Source organism: Saccharopolyspora hirsuta (genome assembly GCF_008630535.1).
Classification (GTDB): domain Bacteria; phylum Actinomycetota; class Actinomycetes; order Mycobacteriales; family Pseudonocardiaceae; genus Saccharopolyspora; species Saccharopolyspora hirsuta.
On sequence record NZ_VWPH01000003.1, the window covers coordinates 508,380 to 528,304 of the forward strand.

Sequence of the window (19,925 nt, forward strand, 5' to 3'; positions counted from 1 at the left end):
CCCGCTCAGGGCGTGAGGACGATCTTCCCGAACTTCCCCGGACCGGACAGGCGGGTGTACGCGTCTTCGTAACCCTGGAGGGGGTAGGTCGCTTCGAGCGGCACCTGGATGCGCCCCTGCGCCAGGAGCGGGACGACGTGGGTGCGGAGGCGGTGCGCCAGCAGCGCCTTCTCCGCGGGGCTGCGGCCGCGGATGGTCGTCCCGATGAGGCGGGCGCGTTTGAGCATGAGGTCGAACATCTTCAGCGGAGCGGTCATGCCGCCCTGGACGCCCACGACGAGGACCCGCCCGCCGGTCCGCAGCAGCTGCACGCGGTCCAGGCAGTCGTCGCCACCCACGAGTTCGACGATGACGTCGAACGGCCCGCAGTCGGCTTCGCCGTCGGGCGTGACGACCGCGAGGCGGTCGTTCTCCGGCACGAGCGATGCGACCTTGTCGTGGAGCTCGGTGCGCCGCACGCTCGCGACCACATCGGCACCGGAGATCGCGGCGATCTGGATCATCGCGGTGCCGATCCCGCCAGCCGCACCGGTGATCAGCACCCGTTCTCCGGCGGTGGTGCAGGCCTGGGTGACGAGCGCGTCCCACGCGGTGCTGAAGGCCTCCGGGAACCCACCGGCCTGCGACCAGGAGAGGGTGTCCGGCACCGGGAGGAGCAGGTCTGCGGGGACGGCGATGCGCTCCGCGTGCGCACCGCCACCGACCAGCGCCATCACGCGCTCGCCCGCGCGGACGTCTCGCACCGCCGAGCCCACTTCGAGGATCTCGCCGGAGACCTCCAACCCCGGGATGTCGGCGGGCCAGCCGACGGGCGCCGGGTAGTCCCCGCGCGCTTGCTGCAGGTCCGCGGCGTTGAGCCCGGCGCCGCGGACACCGATGAGTACCTGGTCCGGTTGGAGCACGGGTTCCGGGCGCTGTCGGAGCTCGAACCGACCATCGACGATGGTGACTGCGCGCATGACGCGATGCTAGGACGGAGCGACAACCGACATCGGCGCACCAACCCAGGCGGCACCCCCGCTGCTGCGGGGTTCAGCGGAGTTCGGCCGCCAAACCGACGATCTCCCGGCTGAGCTCGGTGAGACCGGGGTCGCGCTCGGCCACCGCTCGCACGAGCTCAGCGAACCGGTCGTGCCAGTCGCCACCGGGATCTGGGGCGCCGATGCGCTGAAAACCGCGTGACAGCAATCCATCCGCATTTTCGAACTGACCGCGCAGCACGGACTTGCACGCGCCGATCGCGTTCATCGCAGCGCTTTCCGGAAGCGACCACTCCGTCCCGCGCGCGTCCGGGTTGTCGACGTCGGCAGTCTCGTCGAAGGCCCGGGATGCCGCCCAGATTGCCAGGTCCAGCCGCCAGAACAGCGGAACTCCGCGGAACCGCGCGAAGATCAACCGACGCACGGTGGACCGCTGGAACTCCGGCGACGACCGCACCGATGCGACCTCGGCCACGCTCCCGAGCAGCCCGGGCAACCGCTCGACGCACTGCGCCACCGTCCCGTCCGGAACGACCCAGGCGAGGTCGATGTCGCTGTGCTCGTCGGCGGTGCCCGCCCCCAGCGACCCGATCAACGACACGCGCGAGCCGGGAACCGCGTCGGTGAGCGAACGGCGAACAGCGGCGGCGAACGCGAGTTGATCCCGGAACACGGGCCGACACTAGCCGCCGCGCACAGCGCTGGCGGTGATCCGGCGGCGGAAAAATGCCGCGACCGGGCCTGGCCGGTCTTGATAGCCTCGGTGCCATGTCCGGAGCTTCTGCCGCAGCCGCTGCTGCTGTGACCCGCACGCCCCGCTCCTAGCGGCGGCGCGGTCCTCCTGAACGTTCCGTCGCTTCGCGTCCAGACCGAAGCGGCTCTTTCGTGCTGCTCGGATTCACCTCGAGCAACGGAGTTCTCCTTGCAAACGGACATCCCCGTCCAGCGCCGGTCCACCGGCGCGCGGCCATGGCTCGTCCTCGGATCCCTGGCCATGCTCCAGTTCCTGATCGCCGTCGACGTCACGGTGGTCAACATCGCGCTGCCCTCGATCGGCGCCGAGTTCGGCGTGGACGAACGCGTCCTGACCTGGGTGGTCGTCGGCTACGCCGTCACCGGCGGCGGGTTGCTCATGCTCGGCGGCCGCTTGGGCGACGTGCTCGGCCGACGCCGGGTGCTGCTGGTCGGCACCGCGGTGTTCGGCGGGGCCTCCCTCCTGGCCGGGCTGACGCAGACGTTCCCGCTGCTGGTGGTCGCGCGACTGCTGCAGGGCGCGGGCGAGGCGATCGCGCTCCCGGCGGCGATGGCGATGATCGTGCTGACCTTCCCCGAAGGAGCGCGCCGAACGCGTGCGCTGAGCGTGTGGGCGGTCGTCGCGAGCGCCGGTCTCGTCCTGGGATTCGTGCTGTCGGGCGTCATCACCGAACTGCTCGGCTGGCGGTGGATCTTCCTGGTCGCCGTCCCGTTCACGGTGTACGTGGTCTGCGCGGCGCTGGTCCTCGTCCCGGCGGACCCACCGGGCGAGCGCAAGCCGCTCGACCTGCCCGGGTCGTTCCTGCTCACGGCGGCTCCCCTGCTCTTCGTGCTCGGAGTCGTCGAGGCGGGTGAGAGCGGGCTGGCGCCGCTGGCCCTGATCGGCGCGGTGCTCGCAGGCGTCCTGTTCGTCGTCGTGGAGCGCAAAGCGCCGAACCCGCTGATCCCGATGTCGTTCTTCCGCAACCGCACACGAGTCCGCGCGAACCTCGCGACTGCGCTGCTCAGCGCCGCGCTGTCCACGTCGTTCCTGCTGTTCACCTTCCAACTCCAGCAGCGCGCGGGCCTGACGCCGTTCGCCGCGGGAGTGGCGCTGCTCCCCTTGGCGGTGGCGCTGGTCGCGGCGGCGACCTTCGTGCCCCGCATCGTCGGGCGCTGGGGTTCGCGCACCTGCGCGGTCGTCGGCATCGCGTCGACCGCGGCGGGCATGGTCGCCATCGCCGCGGGAGCCCAGCTCGGCGCGGGCGCGATCGAGACGATCCCGGCGATGGTCCTGATCGCCGCGGGCATGGGCTTCGGCCTGGTCGGCCTCCAGCACGCGGCGGTCACCGGCGTCACCGACGACGACGCGGGCGTCGCCTCGGGCGTCCAGCGCGCCGCTGATCAGCTCGGCGGCTCGGCGGGCGTCACGCTCTACATCGGAATCGGGTTCGCACCCGCGGTGTCCGACGTCCACTCCTTCGCCGTCAGCTGCGCGCTGGCACTGGCAGGGCTCCTCGCCGCCGCGCTGATCGCGTGGCGCATCGCCTGAGCCGGGCCGGGCAGGCGACCTGCCGCCTGCCCGGCTTCACGAGGAGGTCCGGCTCCGCGCCCAGGCGCGCAGCTGCGGCTGGATCTCGTTCAGGAAGTCGGACTTCGCGCGTGTGTAGTCGTCGTAGTCCGGAGCGTCCGCGTGCTGCTCGGCCAGGGCGCGCTTGATCTGCTCGTAGCGGCGCGCTTGGTCGGGGTGGTGGCGCAGCCAGTCGCGGAACTCGACGACGAATTCCGCGAAGGGGGAATCGGTCCGGCGGATGTGCAGGATGGCGGCTTCGGCGGGAGCGTGGAAGAGCCGCTTCTCGTAGCGCGCGGCATCAGCGCGATCACCGGGCCTGGGAGTGTCGCGGTGAACCCCCGGGGAATCCGGTCGCGCGCCGTGAGCGGGGACGAAAGGCGTCGGTGCGAGGACATCGGCGAGCTCGGCCAGACCCGGCAGGGACGGCATCCGCACCTGCAGGTCCACGATCGGCTTCGCGGCGAGGCCCGGCACCGCGGTGGAGCCGATGTGCTCGTAGACGAAGCGGTCGGCCTCGTCGAGCGGCGCGAACGCGGCGCGCACTTCGCCGAGCAGCTGCTGCGCTCGTGCTGGCCACGCTGGATCGTGGGCGACGATGACGGCCGGTGGCATGCGGCGGACGCTACCAAGGTCGTGAGTGCTTTCTGGTGTTCTGGCACCAGAAAGCACTCACGGGCGACCACCTGCGGAAGGCGGCCTCCCTGGGAGGGGTGCCAATTTCGAGGATTCCCGGGGAATTGGTGCTCGGTGGTGGTACCCGGGTGGGGTTGGGGTGGGGGGTGGCGTTTCGGACGTGGCCGGGTTTGGGTTCGAAGCGGTGGGTGGTCGGCTTGGGGAGGCTGCAATTTCAATGAGGTTTTTCCAACCTCGTTCTGAGTGGCGGTGCGGGTGGCGGAACCTCAGCGCCCGCCTGGCTGTGGGTGCCCAACTTGATGTATGCCAATACACGGCAGTTGGGCCGTCCTCGCCAGGCGAACGCTGAGAACCCGCGGCGGTGCAAGCTGCGAGGGTGGGCTATGCGCCTAGCGGCGCATGCGGCACCTGCCGACCGGTGCCGGTCGCCCTTCGCGGCTGCGGTCCACGGCCAGGATGAAAAAGGCTCAATCGAAATTGCGTCGTTCTCGACGGAGGCTGCGGTGGCGACGTGGGCGATTTCAATCGAAATTGCAGTCGTCACCACTCCTCGGACGGCCGCGATAGCGGTCGACGGGCGGAGCCCAGGACGCTGATCGCACGGCCGTCGTCCTGGTGGTGACGTCGGAGGGCTGCGTCGCCAACCGCGGGTTTCGATGCCTACGGTGCCGGTTTCGCGGGAAATCGCGCCCGACAGGCAGGACGACCACAAGGTGGATCCGCCTCCGCAGGGAACCTAGGTTCCCAAGGACAAGCCCCGCTCACCAGCCCCACCGCATCCTTCGGCACGCCAGGGCGACCGATTCCTACCGCCGAAGCACAAGCCCCGGCGCACCTGCGAACACGACGCAAGAGCGCGAGATCGCGCCCGTTCGGCACCTCTCCGAAGGCGGTGATACCGGGCCCGGACCGGTCGGCGGGGGCAACGATCGCGCTGCCGAAGTCCGGGTGGCGACGTCATCACAAGAGCCCCGAAACGCAACGAGGGCCCCCGGTCGGTGCCGGGGACCCCCGCGCTCGCAAGGTGCGATCAGCGTCGGCCGATCTCACCGCCGTCCTTGCGCCACACCGCCACGACCGACGGGCGCGGCTGGGAGTTGCCGCCGTCCGGCCAGTGCGATGCCGGGTTGTCCGCGCTGGCGCCGTCGAGCTCGCCCGGGTGCTGCACGCACACCGTCACCAGGGTGTCCCGGACCACCGGGCCGCAGGTCTCCGCGCCGTTCGGCACGGTCAGGAACTGCTTGACGAAGCCGCGCTCCGGGCCGTCCACCGGCACCGCGAACAGGCCGTCGTTGCTCTTCAGCGCGTTGCCGTCGGTGGAGATCCACAGGTTGCCGTGCCGGTCGAACGCCACGTTGTCCGGGCAGGAGATGGGGCTGACCCGCGACTTGTCGAAGCCGCCGAAGAAGGTGCTCGGGTCGTTCGGGTCGCCGCACACCAGCAGCAGGTTCCAGCGCAGCTTGGTGCCGGTGGCGTCGTCGTCGATCTCCAGCACGTGGCCGTGCTTGTTGCCGACCCGCGGGTTGGCCTCGTCCGGCGCGGCGTTGCCGGTCGAGCCGCGGTTGGAGTTGTTGGTCAGGGCGCAGTAGATGCGGCCGTTGACCGGGTTCGGCTGGATGTCCTCCGGGCGGTCCATCTTGGTCGCGCCCACCGCGTCGGCGGCGAGGCGGGTGAAGATGTAGACCTCTTCGGCGGTGAAGCCGGGCACGAACGACTTGTCGCCGCTGGCCAGCGGGATCCACTCGCCGGTGCCGTCGAAGGCGCCGTCGGAGGGCAGCTTGCCGGTGCCGTCGATCTCGCTCGCCGGGCTGTTGCCGGTGAACTTCGCGACGTAGAGCGTGCCGTCGTCGAGCAGCGTCATGTTGTGCCGACGGGCGTGGGCGCTCTTGCCCGACTTCATCTTGCCGTTGGAGACGAACTTGTAGATGTAGTCGAAGCGCTCGTCGTCACCGGAGTAGGCGACCACGCGGCCGTCCTCGGCGACCTTGACCGCCGCGCCCTCGTGCTTGAAGCGGCCGAGCGCGGTGTGCTTGACCGGGGTGGAGTTCGGGTCGTGCGGGTCGATCTCGACGATCCAGCCGAAGCGGTTGGCCTCGTTCGGCTCCTGCGCGAGGTCCCAGCGCTTGTCGAACTTCTCCCACTTGCGGGTGCTCGTCGCGCCCTTGAGGCCGTAGCGGGCGAGGCGCTTCTTGGCGGTCGGGTCGGTGATCGAGTCGGCGTTGGCGAAGTACTGGTTGAAGTTCTCCTCGCCGGACAGGATCGTGCCCCACGGAGTCAAGCTGCCCGCGCAGTTGTTCTGCGTGCCGAGCACCTTGGTGCCGGTCGGGTCGGCGGAGGTCTTGAGGTGGTCGCTGCCCGCGGCCGGTCCGCGCAGCTCGAACGGCGTGTTCAGGGTGATGCGGCGGTTGTACCGGCTCGGCTGCACCTTGAGGCCGCCGTTGTTCTCCCGCTCGACGTAGACGACCGACAGGCCGTGCGCCGCCCACGCGATGCGCACCTGCTCCTCGGTCGGGTTGTTCTCGTCGTACCCGGCGAACATGTGGGTCTCGGTGGTGTACTCGTGGTTGACCACCAGCAGGTTGCTCCGGCCGCTGCCGTCCAGCGGGACCAGCTCGGCGAAGTCGTTGTTGTAGCCGAACTGCTGCTCCTGCGCGGCAGCGGTCTGGTTGTTGAAGTCGAACTCGGGGGCGCCGGGCACCACCGGGTCGCCCCAGCGGATCACGATGCCCTGCTCGTAGCCCTCCGCGGTGACCACGGCGTCTTCGGTGTTCGGGGCGACCGGGGTGAAGTCGGTGCCCGGGATGCTCCCGCTGCCGGGTCCGCGCAGCGGCGCGGGCGCAGCGGCGGCCGCGGTGCCGGACAGCGCGGCCGCGCCGCCGACGGCCAGCGCGAAGGCACCGCTGGCCTTCAGCGCGTTGCGCCGGCTGAGCACGCCTTCGACGATGTCGCCGAAGTAGGAGTTGTCCGAGGTGTTGGGCGCTTCGTGCGCGCAGGCGTTGCCGCACCGGTACTTGCAGGTCACCGAGGCGCGGTTCGCGGAGTGGTGGGGAAGCAGCGGAAGCGGGATGACCCGCCCGTTGTCCGGTCGGGGAGACAAGCGGACCTCCAAATGCTCATCGGGAACAACCGGACGTTAGGTCGATCAGGCGATGGTTCCAGTACGCGAAGGTGAACAGCGGCCGAACTTGCGACGCAGAGTTATCGAAACCGGCCGCTGATCTGCCGAAAGGGGCGACATCGGGTAGTCGGTCGATCACCGAACTAGAGCGCGCTGGCCACGTTCAACCACACCCGGAACTGCCGGTACACGTCGTCCACCGGACCGCTGATCGTGACGGTGCGGTCGTCGCGGCCGGTGACGCCGGGCAGGTTCCGCAGCACGTCGGCCACCGCGGCGGACTGCCAGCGCACGACGAGCGTCGTGGTGCTCGGTGCGGACGGCGTCGGGAGCTCGCCGGTCAGGCAGGCGGTGACGGCGGATTCGATGGCCTCGCGGGCTTCCGCGAGCGGCCGGAGCTCGGCCGCGAAGCGCCCGCGCGCGTACTTCACCGGCACGGTCCGCACGCGCGGGTCCCACTCGGCCATCTCCGCGCAGGCGGTGTCGTCGCCGGAGAGCAGCACCACGGGAACGCCGAGGGCGGCGGCGGTGGCGTGCGAGAACCCGATCTCACCGGCGGGGCGGTCGTCGAGCCAGATGTCCTCGATCGCGCCCGTGAAGCTGTGGCTGAGCACGCCCGAAGTGCCTGCCCGCGAGTGGTAGCCGATGCACAGCGCGGCGTCGAAGGTGTTGTCCAGGCCTTCGAGCATGCCCATGGCCTTGGGCTTTCCGCGGATCAGCCGGGCAGCGGGGTGCAGCATGTCCGAGCGGAGGTTGCGCATCGGGCCGTGCGCGTCGTTCACGGTGACCTCGGTGGCCCCGGCGGCGAGCGCACCTCGGACGGCCGCGTTGACGTCTTCGGCCATCATCAGCCTGCCGTGCTCGTAGTCCCGGCCGGTCGGCTGGACGTCTTGGGCGTCGACCAGCCCGGTGATGCCTTCCATGTCGACGCTGAGGTAGATCCGCACGCGCACCTCCGAGGTCGGGGCTTCTGAGATGTTGGCACGGCGCCGGGCGGAAAAATCGGTATCGGCCGAAGTGCGCGCGTTGCTACTTTCCACCGCATGGCCAGTCCTGCCGCTTGCGCCTTCACGCGGCTGCGCTCCGCTTAGGCGGCGCAGCAACCGCTTTTCGCGCCGCCGTCCGCGTCCGGGCTCCCGCTCCGACGCGCGGTTCGCCGTGCCTTGAACCACCACGCCGACCTGCGCTCGCGGGGCCCGGTTCCCACCGGTCCGCGAAGCGCAGGAGAAGCTCACCATGCCCACCCGCCGCAGGTCGGCGCGCGATCGCGCGCGCCGCGAACTCGGCCAGAACTTCCTGATCGACGAGGGCGTCGTCCGCCGCCTGGTCGACCTCCTGGAACCAACCCCGATCCCGGTCGTGGAACTCGGCGCCGGAAGCGGCGCGATCACCCGCGACCTGGTCCGCAGTGGACGCGAAGTGACCGCGGTGGAACTCGATCCGCACTGGGCGGACCGCCTCCGCGACGCCTTCCCGGACGTCCGCGTGGTCCGCTGCGACATGCTCGACTACCGCTTCCCGACCGCGGAGCACGCGGTGGTCGGCAACCTGCCGTTCGGCCTCACGACGTCGATGACCCGCCGCTTGCTGACCGAGAAGTCCTGGTCGGAAGCGGTGCTGCTGGTGCAGTGGGACGTCGCCCGCAAGCGCGCGAAGGGCGCCAACCAGCTGAACGCCCAGTGGGCCCCCTGGTACGAGTTCCAGCTCCGAGGCAGGGTCCCGGCACGCTCGTTCCGCCCGATGCCCGCGGTAGACGGCGGAATCCTGAAAGTGCGCCGCAGGCTCCAACCCCTGCTGCCGCGAGGCGAACAGCGGCGCTACCAACGATTCGTCGAAGCCGTGTTCACGGGCCGAGGCCGAGGCACGACCGAGATCGTCCGCAACGTCACCGGCCACCGAGTCCGCAACCTCCCCGCCCTCCCGAGAGACCTCCAGGCAGAGGACTGGGCCCGCCTCTACGCCGAAACCACCTGACCGCTGGCCACACCACCCCTCGCACCTGCCGAGGGGTGGTGACGGCGGCAATCTCGATTGAGGTTTTTCCAGCCTCGTTCTGAGTGGCGGTGCCGGTGGCGGAACCTCAGCGTCCGCCTGGACTGCGGGTGCCCTGACTGATGTATGACCGATACACGGCGTCAGGGCCGTCCTCGCCAGGCGAAATTGCATCACCCCAAGCCGACCACCTACCGCTTTGAACCCCAACCCGACCACGTCCGCAACGACACCCCTCCCACCCCGGTATCACCGCCGATCACCCGGCCGCGCCGCAGGTCCAGGCGGCACCCGCATAGTGAACGTTGCGTTCTCAATTACTCCGGGCTACCGTTCATAGTGAACGGGCCGTCTTCTAGTTGGCGCGGTTCGGGCGCCGGGATCGGGGGTCGTCGTGGAGCTGGTCCTTCCGCTGCGGGAGTTCGGCCGCGGCGACCTGGCCGCTGCCGAGGGCAAGGGGGCGAACCTCGGCGAGCTGGTCAACGCCGGGTTCGCCGTCCCCGACGGGTTCGTGATCACCACCGAGGCGTACGCCGAGGTCGTGAAGTCGGCGGACCTGACCGCGGTCGGCGACGCGGCCGCGCTGCGGGCCGAGTTCGAAGCGGTGACCGTGCCGGACGAGCTGGCCGGGGCGATCGTCGCCGCGTACGGCGAGCTGGGTGGCGGGCCGGTCGCGGTGCGGTCGAGCGCCACCGCCGAGGACCTGCCCGGGGCCGCGTTCGCCGGGCAGCAGGACACCTACCTCAACGTCGTCGGTGAGGCGGCGCTGCTCGATGCCGTGCGCCGCTGCTGGGGTTCGCTGTGGACGGACCGCGCGATCGCCTACCGCGCCAAGCGCGGCATCTCGCCCGCCGAGGTGCGCATCGCCGTGGTAGTGCAGCGGATGGTCGACGCCGAGTTCGCCGGGGTCATGTTCACCGCCAACCCGGTCACCGGGGATCGGCAGCAGCTCGTGGTCGACGCGAGCAGCGGACTCGGCGAAGCGGTGGTCTCCGGCCTGGTCACGCCGGACCACTACGTCCTGAGCCCGGAAGGGCAGGTCCACGAGTGGTCGGCGGGTCGCCGCGAGGTGGTGATCAGGAGCGCGGCGACTGGCGGCGTCACCGAGCAGACCGGTGCCGCCGCTGAACGGCTGCCCGACGCGGTCCTCGCGGAGCTCGCGCGGCTCGGCACCCGGGTCGCCGCGCACTTCGGGCGTCCGCAGGACATCGAGTGGGCATGCGCCGCCGGTCGGGTGCTGTTGTTGCAGGCCAGGCCGATGACGGCGCTGCCACCGCCGCCGCTGGAGCTGAACTGGCGGCAGCGCAAGCTCGGCTCGATCCTGCTCGAGTACATTCCGCACCGGCCGTACCCGATCGACATGTCGACATGGGTACCGCGCGGCCCCGCCGGGCTGATGGCCCGAGTGACCAACGCCTACGGGATCCGGGGCGCGTTCGAGGACTTCCTGCCGGAGGTCGACGGCGTGGTGGACCGGTTGATCCCGCCGTCGCCGCGCCCTTCGCTGGGGGTGCTGGCAGCGCCGTTCAAGCTGCTCTCCCGCGCCCGCCGCTACGACCCGGCGCGCTGGACGGCGGACCCGCGGTTCATCCGGTTCCGGGCCGACGTCCGCGAGCTCGCCGCCCTCGACCTGGCCGCGATGCCGTGGTCGGAGCTGGTCCGCGTGCCCAGGAGGGCGCTCGACGCGGTGGAACCGGTCGCCGACCTGCGCATCGACTACCTCCCGGCCACCGGGTTGTCGCTGGCGCGGCTGCTGGTGGCGCTCAAGGTGATCGGTCGTTCGGAGCTGATGGGCGAGCTGATCGCGGGTGCGCGCACCCGCACCTCCGACGCCAACCGCGCGCTGGAATCCCTGGCCGCGCAGGTGCGGGAGAACCCGCAGCTGAAGGCGGCGGTCGACGGTCTCGACCCGGCGAAGCTGGCCGACTTCCCCGAGTTCCACGCGGATTTCGCGGCGTTCCTGGCCGAGTACGGCCACCGCGAGACCGAGACCCCGGTGCTGGTCACGCCGCCGACCTGGGGTGAATCGCCGGAAACGGTGCTGGGGCTGGTCAAGGTGCTGGCCGCCGCGGATCCCAAGCCCGCCGAGCACGCGGACCGCGAGCTGCGCAGTCCGCTCCTCCGCCGGTGGGTGCAACGCGCCCGCGACGGCGTTGCCTTCCGCGAGGACAGCCACTTCTACTTCACGATGCCGCAGCCGATCCTGCGCCGGTCGCTGCTGGAGATCGGCCGCCGACTGGTCGGCGCTGGCGTGCTCGACGAGCCGGAGCAGGTCTTCCACCTGCGGTTGGAGGAGTTGGAGGCGACCGACGACCCGGCCCGGGCGGAGCGGCTGCGCGGACTCGTCGCGGCCCGGTCGGCCCGCCGCGAGGAGCTGGCGGGGGTGCGGCTCATCGACCCGGGCCTGATCTTCCCGCACGAGGACCGCGGTGACGCGCTGGTGACCGGGACCCCGGCCAGCGGCGGTCGGGCCACCGGTCCGGCCCGGGTCATCCGCGAACCCGCCGAGTTCTCCCGGCTGAACAGCGGAGACGTGCTGGTCTGCCGGTACACGAACCCGTCGTGGACACCGCTGTTCCAGCGCGCCGCGGCGGTGGTCGTGGACTCCGGCGGTCCCGCCTCGCACGCCGCCATCGTGGCCCGCGAGTACGGCATCCCGGCGGTGATGGGCACGGCGACCGGCACCAGCGAGATCACCGACGGGCAGGTCGTCACCGTCGACGGCGGCACCGGGCGAGTCGTCCCGGCGAACTCCGAGGAGTCCGCGGCATGACCAGCACCGACCACCGCAAGCTCCCCCGCCGCCGCGGCGACGAGCTCACCGCCGCGATCTTCGCGGCGACCCTGGCCGAACTGGCGGAGGTCGGCTACGCGGGCCTGACCATGGAACGCGTCGCGGAACGCGCCAGGACCGGCAAGGCATCGCTGTACCGGAGGTGGTCGAGCCGCATGGAGCTGGTGCTCGCCGCGGTCTACAGCACCTGGCCGGAACCGGCGGAGGTGGTGGACACCGGCACCCTGCGCGGCGACCTGCTCGCGATGATGCGGCACAACGCCGAGGTGCTGGCGGGTCCGGCGGGCGAGGCGATGCGCGGGCTGCTCGGGGACGTGCTGGCGGACGAGGACCGGATGGTGCGGCTGCGCCAGCTCTCCCGAGCGCGCGGTCGGCGGACGGTGGAGGAGATCGTCCGCCGGGCGGCCGAGCGCGGCGAGGTGGCGGCGGAGATCCCGCCTCGCCGCCTGGAGGTCGGCCAGGCGATGATCCGCCAGCAGTTCCTCTTCGGCGGGACCCCGATCCCGGACGAGGTGATCGTGGAGATCGTGGACGACGTGCTGATCCCGCTGTTCGCGAAGTAGCGGGTGGCGGTTCTGCCGATTTCGCGCGAAATCGGCGGGTGCCCGAGCACGTCTGAGGGGCGCCTTCCGCCGGGTTGGCGGGAGGCGCCCCTCAGCTCGGGTTTCAGCGGCGGAGGGCGAAGGCTCCGGGGCCGAAGGCCGCGAGGAGGAGGAAGGTCCAGGAGTACAGGGCCGCCAGCTCGCCCATGTTGTGCAGGGGGAGCAGCCCGGTCGGGGCGTGGTAGACGAAGTAGGCGTAGGCCATCACGCCGGAGAGCACGAAGGCCGCGGTGCGGGTGCCGAAACCGGCGATGACGCACAGGGCGCCGACCACCTCGATCAGGCTGCCCCACCAGCCCGGCCACTGGCCGAAGGGCACCGCCGTGCCCGCGCCGTCGATGCCGCCGAAGAAGCCGAATCCCTGCAGGCCGTGGCAGAGGAAGAGGAAGCCCACCACGACCCGGAACAGCGCGAGCACGAACGGGCGGACGCGGTCCGCGGTGGCGGCGACGGCGGCGGTCTTGGTGGTGGCGGTGGTCTCGGTCTGAACGCTCATGGCTGGTGTCCTCTCAGGCTCTTCGGGGTGCCTTCACCCATGCGTCGAACGAGCCAGCCCCGGATCGACACGTGCCGCCAACTTTTTCCGGAAGAAGTTACGGCCGCTGTTTCGCCTGGTAGAGCCGCTGGCTCCTCAGAGCGCCCGCCACCAGGGGTGGGCTTCGGTGGTCGGGAACATCCCGTCGCCGAGGACCACGCGGAACGGGTTCGCGCCGATCACCGCCCAGGCGTGCTCGGCGTGCTCGGCCGGGAAGTCCTGGCTCGTGACCAGTGGGAAGAGGTCGTCGAAGGCGTCCGAGAACAGTTCGCTCAGGGGCTCGCCGAGCCGGTCGTACGCACCGTCGCGCAGGTGCGCGGCCAGCTCGTCCAGGCCCATCCGGGACGTCGCCGGGTCGTCGTCGTGCAGGTGGTCGGCCGCTTCGAGGCAGAGTTCGCGCAGGTCCTCGGGGACCTCGACGACGGACGGCAGGGTGCTGAACGCCGCCATCAGGTCGCCCGGGTCCTGGTGCGGGAAGCCCTTGGCCTTGCCGAGGCAGTACGGCACGAACTGCGGGAACTCCACGGCGTGCGCGGCCTGCGCCACGCGCACCCAGAACTCGGTCGGCAGCTCGTCGGCCCGGCCGACCTCGTCCGCCCAGTGCCCGATGAGGTGCAGCGCGTTCATCCAGAAGTGGTGGTACCCGTCGGCGATGCAGTCGGCCAGCTCGGCGGCCTGCCCGCTGTCGTTGCGCAGCGCCTCCGGGACGAGCTCGGTGGCCGCGGTCAGGTGCTCCACCAGGCCGCCGTCCGGGAAGGTCAGGCCAGCGGTCAACCAGTCGGGATACATTCCTCGCCCTCCTCTCGGGCCGACCACCGGGCGGGTCGACGCACCGAGCGGTGGGACGGGAGGGCGGCATCGGCAGTTCCGGGGCGGCCGCTGGTATCGAGATCAGTTCGCGCGCGAAAACCGGTCGCCCCGCTGCGGTCCGCGCTGACAACCTCCTCGCATGACCCCAGCGGAAGTGCTGCTCATCGGGGGCCGGGCGGGTGTCGGCAAGACGACGGTGGCGTGGGAGGTCTCCGCGCTGCTGCGCGAGGCGGCGGTGGCGCACGCGGTCGTCGACGGCGATTTCATGGGTGAGGTCCACCCGGCCCCGCCCGGCGACCCGGACCGCTCGGAGATCACCGAGCGGAACCTGGCGGCAGTGTGGGCGAACTTCGCGCGGCTCGGCTACCGCCGCCTCGTCTACACGAACACCGCATCCGTGCTGCCCTCGGAAGCCGGGCTGTTCGCACGAGCCCTGGGCCCGGACGTCCGGACCACCCGGGTGCTCCTCACCGCCACCGACGCCACGACCCGAGAACGCCTGATGCGCCGGGAAATCGGCTCGGGGCTGGAACGAGAGCTGGCGGGAAGCGCTCGCAGCGCACGCCACCTGGACGAGCACACGTCCGCGGAAGTCATCCGGATCCCGACGGACGGGCGGTCGGTGGCGAGCATCGCGCGCGACGTGGTGACCGGCTGGATCCCAGGACTGACCTATGTGGATGGTTGAGGGGCACCTCCGGGCAGGTGCCCCTCAACCGGTCAGCGCCAGACGGCAACCACCGACGGGCGGGGCTGGGAGTTGCCGCCGTCGGGCCAGTGGGAGGCCGGGTTGTCCGCGCTCGCCCCGTCGATCTCGCCCGGGTGCTGGGCGGAGACCATGACCAGGTCGTCCTGGACGATCGGGCCGCAGGCCTCCGCGCCGCGCGGGACGGACAGGAACTGCATCACGTGGCCCCGGTGCGGGCCTTCCAGCGGGACCGCGTAGAGGCCGTCGTTGGCGCCGAGGGCCTCCGAGGAGTCCGTGCTGATCCAGAGGTTGCCGTGGCTGTCGAAGGTCACGTTGTCCGGGCAGGAGATCGGGCTGACCTGGGACTTGTCGAAACCGCCGAAGTAGGTGCCGGGGTCGTTCGGATCGCCGCAGACCAGCAGCAGGCGCCAGGTGAAGCGGGTGCCCGCCGGGTCGTCGTCGAGCTCCAGGACCTGGCCGTGCTTGTTGGCCGTGCGCGGGTTCGGCTCGTCGGCGGGCGCCTTGCCGTCCGGGCCGCGGTCGGAGTTGTTGGTCAGCGCGGCGTAGACGCGGCCGGTCTTCGGGTGCGGTTCGACGTCCTCCGGGCGGTCCATCTTCGTCGCGCCGACCTGGTCGGCGGCCAGCCGGGTGAAGACGTAGACCTCCTCGGCGGTCATGCCTTCCACGAAGCTGGTGTCGTTGTGCGCCAGCGGGATCCACTCGCCGGTGCCGTCGAACTCGCCGTCGGCCGGGAGCTTTCCGGTGCCGTCGATCTCGCCCGGGCTGTCGCCGGTGAGCTTCGCGACGTAGAGGGTGCCCGAGTCCAGCAGGGACATGTTGTGCCGCCGGGCGTGCGCGCTGCTGCCGCGCTTCACCTTGCCGTCGGAGACGAAGCGGTACAGGTACTCGAACTTCTCGTCGTCGCCCATGTACGCCACCGCGCGGCCGTCGTCGGCGATGCGGATGTTGGCGCCCTCGTGCTTGAAGCGGCCGAGCGCGGTGTGCTTGACCGGCGTCGACCCCGGGTCGTACGGGTCGAGCTCGATGATCCAGCCGAACCGGTTCGGCTCGTTGACCTGCTGGGCGAGGTCCCAGCGGGAGTCGAAGCGCTCCCACTTGCGCTCGGTGGCGGCGCCCTTGATGCCGTAGCGGGCCAGCCGTTCCCGCGTCTTCGGGTCGGTGACCTGGTCGGCGTTGGCGAAGTACTGGTGGATGTTCTCCTCGCCGGAGAGGATCGTGCCCCACGGGGTCACGCCGCCGGAGCAGTTGTTCATGGTGCCGAAGGAGCGCGTTCCGGTCGGGTCGGCCGGGGTCTTCAGCAGGTCGCTGCCCGCGGCCGGGCCGCGCAGCTCGAACGGGGTGTTCAGGGTGATCCGGCGGTTGCGCCGGTCCAGCACGGGTTTCGGCGCGCCGTCGCCGGTTTCGAGCACCACCACGGACAGCCCGTGCGCCGCCCACGCGATGCGGACCTGCTGCTCGGTCGGGTTCTCCGGGTCGTAGCCGCGGAACAGGAACTCCTCGGTGGTGTACTCGTGGTTGTTCACCATCAGCCGCCGGTCGCCGTCGAGCGGCAGCAGCGCGCAGAAGTCGTTGTTGTAGCCGAACTGGGCTTCCTGCGCCTCGGGCGTCTGGTTGTCGAAGTCGAACTCCGGCGCACCGGGCAGGATCGGGTCGCCCCAGCGGATCACCACGTCGTGCTGGTAGCCGTCCGGGACGACCACCGCGTCCGCGCTGTTCGGCTGCACCGGGGTGAAGTCCAGGCCCGGCGGCGGACCGGGGGCGGCCGCGGCGGGCCGGGTGCTGAGACCGGGGAGCACCGCGGCGGATGCCGCGACCACCGCGCCCGCCCGCAGGAACCCGCGCCGGTTCAGCGCGGCGGTCAGCAGATCGCCGAAGTACGGGTTGTCCGTGGGGTTCGGCGGGTGCTCGGAGCACTGGTCGCCGCAGCGGTACCGGCAGGTCAGGCGCGCCCGACCGGTGGAGAGCAGGGGCAGGAGTCGGCGTTCGTCCGGCTGTGGTGGCACCGGTACCTCCAAGCAGATCGGGAAACGGCTTGGAGCGTATGCCAAGGCGAACGAACGGCAAGAGCTTTGCGGAAAACAGGTGAATTCCCGACGAATGCTTGCCAACGGCGAACGGGCCGCCCACACCTCGGTGGACGGCCCGTTCGGTCGAAGTGGGCTCAGAACTCCTCGCCGACCAGCGCGGCCTCGGCGGGAACCTGGTGGGCGTTGCCCCTGGTGCGCAGCTCCAGGGAGAGCAGACCGGCCGCGATCACGCACAGCACCGCGCCGACGGCGAACGGGGCGTGGTTCGAGCCGAACCAGGTGGCGACGTGCCCGACCAAGGTGGCCGCGACCGCGCCGCCGAGCCAGCGGAGGAAGTTGTAACCGGCGCTGGCGACCGGGCGCGGCGCATTGCTGATGCTCATCGCGGTACCGGTGAACAGGGTGTTCAGCAGGCCGGAGGCCAGGCCGCTGAGGATGACCGCGACGACCACCACGGGCTTGGAGCCGACGGCCATCACGCCGAGCAGGACCGCGAAGATCAGCACCGCGATGATGGTGCCGCCGACCTCGCCGAAGCGGGCCGCGAGCCGCGGGGCCAGGAACACACCGGCGACGGCGACGCACAGGCCCCAGCCGAAGAACACCAGGCCGACCGCGATCGCACCGAACTCCAGCACGAACGGTGCCCAGGCCAGCACGATGAAGAACGCGGCGGTGTAGAAGGCCGAGCCCAGCGCGGTCCGCAGCAGTCCGCCGTGGCCGAGCGCGCGGAGCGGGTCGAGCAGCCGGACCTCGGCGCGCTCGGAGCGGTCCCCGTCCTTCGGCAGGAAACCGGCGGACAGGATCAGCGCGATCGCCATCAGCACCGCGGTCCCGGCGAACGGCCCGCGCCAGGAGATGTTGCCCAGCAGCGCACCCAGCAGCGGCCCGGTGGACAGGCCGATGCCGAGCGCCGCCTCGTAGAGCATGATGGCGGCGCCCTGGCCGCCGCTGGCGGCGCCGACGATCACCGACAGCGCGGTGGCGATGAAGAACGCGTTGCCCAGGCCCCACACCGCGCGCAGCGCGACGAGCTGGCCGATCGAGCTGGCCATCGCGCACAGCAGCGTGGCGACGACGATCAGCACCAGCCCGGTGACCACCGTCCGCTTCGCGCCGAAGCGGGCGCTGAACGCGCCGGTGATGAGCATCGCCACGACCTGCACGCCCAGGTAGGACGAGAACAGCAGCGTGACCTGCTCGGGCCCGGCACGCAGTGCCTCGGCGATGGAAAGCAGGATCGGGTCGACGAGACCGATGCCCATGAAGGCGATCACGGCGGCGAAGGCGGTGATCCACACCGCTTTCGGCTGCCCCTTGAACACGTCGAGAAACCGAACGTCATGCCCGGCGCTCATCGGCCGACACCCCTCGCAGCAGGAAATGATTTCATTTGCAATGCTAACAATTTTTACTTAGCATCCCAAACGAACATGAGCGAGCTCACCGCGCAAGCGGCCGACCAGCTGAAACTCCGGCCGGGCCGGTTCGCCCGATCGGCCGGTCCGCACCCGGATCAGCTGCTCAAACCGGCGCGAGCCGCGGTGGCGATCACCTCCTCCGGGTGGTGCTCGGCGATGACGGCGAGCACCTCGGCCGCGCTGGCGTGCTGGCTCCCGGCGATCTCGGTGATCAAGGACAGCTGGTCGGACGTCGGGTGCCGGTCGAACTCGGTCAGGAACAGCTCGGTGTCCTCGTCCAGCGCGGCCGCCATGCCGTCCAGCGCGCACAGCAGCTCGTCGCCCGGGCGGAGCACGCCGGCGTTCGACGGCCCGGCCTGCAGCCACACCCGCACCGCCGGGCCCGCCACCGGATCCTCGACCAGCTCGCGGGCGGCCGCGACGCCCTCCGCGCCGGTGTGCTCCAGGACCGCCAGCGCGGACAGCCGGACCGTCGGGTCGTCCACCCGGCGCAGCAGCGCCGCCAGCTCACCGCTCGCCTGCCGGGCACCGCGCTGCTCGATCCACCGCGAGATCAGCACCTGCTGCGCGTCGGCGGGGGTGTCCGTGATGGCGAGGGCGAGCAGCTCCGCGGGCGCGGTCACCAGGTCGTCCACGGAGGGGACGCGGAAACCGAAGGCGCGCAACGACTCCCGAGCCGCCCACAGCCCTGCGGGCAGCAGCTCGACCACGGTGCGGTCGTCCTCGGTGCTGACGTGCGTGCGGACCGCCTGCATCGACTCCCACTGGGCGAGCACCCGGCGAACGACGTCGCGGACCGCCTCGTGCGCCTCGGGCTCCGCCTCGTCGAGCAGTTCGCAGGTCATCGTCACGATCAGCTCCAGCGGCACCGCGTCGGTCCGCGCGTACAGCACGCTCAACGCCGCCTGCACGATCTCCGGCAGCGCATCGGCGTCGGCCAGCACGTCCAGCTGCTCCCGGAAGACGTCGTCCACCAGCACGAACCGCTGCCACAGCCGGGTCCACAGCAGTTCCGGCCGGGTCAGCAGCGGATCGGCGACCAGGGTGCGCACCAGCAGATCGCCGGACGGGCGGACCAGACCGGCGCGCTCGGCCCACTCCAGCAGCAGGTCGGCGTCCTCCGCGCGGCCGTCCAGCGCGGCCACCAGGTCGTCCACATCGGACGGATCGCGGCCGTCGCCGATCCAGTCCAGCACGGTCCGGATCCGCTGCACGATCGGCGATCCCGCCGCGATCGCCCGGTGCGGTTCGAGGACCGCGAGCTCGACCGGGGGCAGCCACAGCGCGGGCTGGTCGCCCGGCTCCAGCGCCTCGCGGCGCTCGATCTCCTCCAGCACGTCGTGGTCCACGTCGACCTCGTCGGCCTCCACCGCGGTGAAGAACTCCGCCACCGCCCGCGGGTCCTCGGTGTCCACGCCGAGCTCCCGCATCGCGACCGCCCAGAACTTCTCCGAGCCCCACTCGGACGGTTCGGCCATCGCCGCCAGGTAGTCCGGGGTGGCGCGCTCGACCGCCTCGTGCAGGTCGGACACCGGGTCCGGGCCGGTCAGCAGGTCGTGCTCGGCGAGGAAGCCGATCCACTGGTGCAGGAAGTCCGGTGCGAGCGACCAGTCCGCCAGCACGACCCGGCGCGGTACCACCTCCACCAGGAACCTGGCCAGCTCCTCCTCGGACCACCAGGCCAGCAAGCCGTCCCGGCGGAACTTGTCGGTCAGCAGCTGGTCCAGCAGCTGCTCGGCGCCCAGCTCGGGGCGGCTGCGGGTGAACCGGGCGATCAGCTCGGCCCGGGCGGCCTCGAACCGGTCGACCTCGCCGTGGATGAAGACGGTGCGCATGGTGCGCTCCTTTCGCTCAGGTGTGCGGATCACGTCGAGGGTAGGGAGTGAGCACGGCGATCCCGGGTAGCGCAAGCAAGGTTCTGCACCTGTGTCGGGACCCCCTAACGGGTGAAGTCGCGCGGGCCTAGGTATGCCCGTGGGTACTTGTCCCGCTTCGAGCA

Annotated in this window: 15 protein-coding genes; 5 read left to right on the forward strand and 10 right to left on the reverse strand. The window is 71.1% G+C overall.

All coding sequences use genetic code 11. From position 1 onward, the window contains the following. Positions 1-5: 5 nt before the first annotated feature. Both F1721_RS08485 and F1721_RS08490 read right to left on the reverse strand, forming a co-directional pair. On the reverse strand, positions 6-959 hold the full coding sequence (locus tag F1721_RS08485; RefSeq protein WP_150065984.1) for an alcohol dehydrogenase catalytic domain-containing protein: 954 nt from the start codon (positions 957-959) through the stop codon (positions 6-8). A gap of 73 nt (positions 960-1,032) precedes the next feature. Further along, positions 1,033-1,653 (reverse strand): hypothetical protein, encoded by a 621-nt coding sequence (locus F1721_RS08490; RefSeq protein ID WP_211840372.1) that lies wholly within the window; start codon positions 1,651-1,653, stop codon positions 1,033-1,035. Between the two features lie 249 nt (positions 1,654-1,902). On the opposite strand from F1721_RS08490, the gene F1721_RS08495 reads away from it, so the two are divergent. Continuing rightward, positions 1,903-3,264, forward strand: coding sequence for an MFS transporter (locus F1721_RS08495; protein ID WP_246154522.1), 1,362 nt, complete (start codon positions 1,903-1,905; stop codon positions 3,262-3,264). A 36-nt stretch (positions 3,265-3,300) separates the two neighbouring features. Here F1721_RS08495 and F1721_RS08500 read toward each other — a convergent pair whose 3' ends face one another. The 3 genes from F1721_RS08500 to F1721_RS08510 all read right to left on the reverse strand — a co-directional run bounded on the left by F1721_RS08500 (position 3,301) and on the right by F1721_RS08510 (position 7,983). After that, positions 3,301-3,897, reverse strand: coding sequence for a GrpB family protein (locus F1721_RS08500; protein WP_150065985.1), 597 nt, complete (start codon positions 3,895-3,897; stop codon positions 3,301-3,303). Positions 3,898-4,948: 1,051 nt separating this feature from the next. Continuing rightward, positions 4,949-7,015 (reverse strand): PhoX family protein, encoded by a 2,067-nt coding sequence (locus F1721_RS08505; RefSeq protein WP_211840373.1) that lies wholly within the window; start codon positions 7,013-7,015, stop codon positions 4,949-4,951. Between the two features lie 164 nt (positions 7,016-7,179). After that, positions 7,180-7,983, reverse strand: a complete 804-nt coding sequence (locus tag F1721_RS08510; RefSeq protein WP_150065986.1) for a M55 family metallopeptidase — start codon at positions 7,981-7,983, stop codon at positions 7,180-7,182. Between the two features lie 289 nt (positions 7,984-8,272). Between F1721_RS08510 and erm the strand changes: the two genes are divergently transcribed. From erm to F1721_RS08525, 3 genes are all read left to right on the forward strand, one after another. Next, positions 8,273-9,010 (forward strand): 23S ribosomal RNA methyltransferase Erm, encoded by a 738-nt coding sequence (gene erm, locus F1721_RS08515; protein ID WP_150065987.1) that lies wholly within the window; start codon positions 8,273-8,275, stop codon positions 9,008-9,010. 412 nt (positions 9,011-9,422) lie between these two features. Continuing rightward, the gene (locus F1721_RS08520; protein ID WP_150065988.1) at positions 9,423-11,801 is read left to right on the forward strand and encodes a PEP/pyruvate-binding domain-containing protein; all 2,379 of its coding nucleotides are present in this window, start codon (positions 9,423-9,425) and stop codon (positions 11,799-11,801) included. Further along, complete coding sequence (locus F1721_RS08525) at positions 11,798-12,385, forward strand: TetR/AcrR family transcriptional regulator (RefSeq protein ID WP_150065989.1); 588 nt, start codon at positions 11,798-11,800, stop codon at positions 12,383-12,385. Before F1721_RS08520 ends, F1721_RS08525 begins: the two co-directional genes overlap by 4 nt. Positions 12,386-12,488: 103 nt before the next feature. On the opposite strand, the gene F1721_RS08530 is transcribed toward F1721_RS08525, so the two are convergent. Then, a complete protein-coding gene (locus tag F1721_RS08530; protein WP_150065990.1) occupies positions 12,489-12,920 on the reverse strand; it encodes a DoxX family protein in 432 nt (143 codons plus the stop codon). 135 nt (positions 12,921-13,055) lie between these two features. Beyond that, a complete protein-coding gene (locus F1721_RS08535; RefSeq protein WP_150065991.1) occupies positions 13,056-13,748 on the reverse strand; it encodes a hypothetical protein in 693 nt (230 codons plus the stop codon). Between the two features lie 160 nt (positions 13,749-13,908). On the opposite strand from F1721_RS08535, the gene F1721_RS08540 reads away from it, so the two are divergent. Further along, positions 13,909-14,457, forward strand: a complete 549-nt coding sequence (locus tag F1721_RS08540; RefSeq protein ID WP_211840374.1) for a nucleoside/nucleotide kinase family protein — start codon at positions 13,909-13,911, stop codon at positions 14,455-14,457. 32 nt (positions 14,458-14,489) lie between these two features. On the opposite strand, the gene F1721_RS08545 is transcribed toward F1721_RS08540, so the two are convergent. The 3 genes from F1721_RS08545 to F1721_RS08555 all read right to left on the reverse strand — a co-directional run bounded on the left by F1721_RS08545 (position 14,490) and on the right by F1721_RS08555 (position 19,761). Then, positions 14,490-16,481 (reverse strand): PhoX family protein, encoded by a 1,992-nt coding sequence (locus F1721_RS08545; protein WP_150065992.1) that lies wholly within the window; start codon positions 16,479-16,481, stop codon positions 14,490-14,492. A 158-nt stretch (positions 16,482-16,639) separates the two neighbouring features. Next, positions 16,640-17,863, reverse strand: a complete 1,224-nt coding sequence (locus F1721_RS08550) for an MFS transporter (protein WP_150065993.1) — start codon at positions 17,861-17,863, stop codon at positions 16,640-16,642. Between the two features lie 158 nt (positions 17,864-18,021). After that, on the reverse strand, positions 18,022-19,761 hold the full coding sequence (locus F1721_RS08555; protein WP_150065994.1) for a hypothetical protein: 1,740 nt from the start codon (positions 19,759-19,761) through the stop codon (positions 18,022-18,024). Positions 19,762-19,925: the final 164 nt, after the last annotated feature.

What these genes read in the sequence shown, in the direction of transcription:
- F1721_RS08555 (WP_150065994.1), bottom strand. Translation starts at nt 19,761, where the DNA reads ATGCGCACCGTCTTCATCCACGGCGAGGTCGACCGGTTCGAGGCCGCC.
- erm (WP_150065987.1), top strand. Translation starts at nt 8,273, where the DNA reads ATGCCCACCCGCCGCAGGTCGGCGCGCGATCGCGCGCGCCGCGAACTC.
- F1721_RS08535 (WP_150065991.1), bottom strand. Translation starts at nt 13,748, where the DNA reads ATGTATCCCGACTGGTTGACCGCTGGCCTGACCTTCCCGGACGGCGGC.
- F1721_RS08525 (WP_150065989.1), top strand. Translation starts at nt 11,798, where the DNA reads ATGACCAGCACCGACCACCGCAAGCTCCCCCGCCGCCGCGGCGACGAG.
- F1721_RS08550 (WP_150065993.1), bottom strand. Translation starts at nt 17,863, where the DNA reads ATGAGCGCCGGGCATGACGTTCGGTTTCTCGACGTGTTCAAGGGGCAG.
- F1721_RS08530 (WP_150065990.1), bottom strand. Translation starts at nt 12,920, where the DNA reads ATGAGCGTTCAGACCGAGACCACCGCCACCACCAAGACCGCCGCCGTC.
- F1721_RS08500 (WP_150065985.1), bottom strand. Translation starts at nt 3,897, where the DNA reads ATGCCACCGGCCGTCATCGTCGCCCACGATCCAGCGTGGCCAGCACGA.
- F1721_RS08540 (WP_211840374.1), top strand. Translation starts at nt 13,909, where the DNA reads ATGACCCCAGCGGAAGTGCTGCTCATCGGGGGCCGGGCGGGTGTCGGC.
- F1721_RS08485 (WP_150065984.1), bottom strand. Translation starts at nt 959, where the DNA reads ATGCGCGCAGTCACCATCGTCGATGGTCGGTTCGAGCTCCGACAGCGC.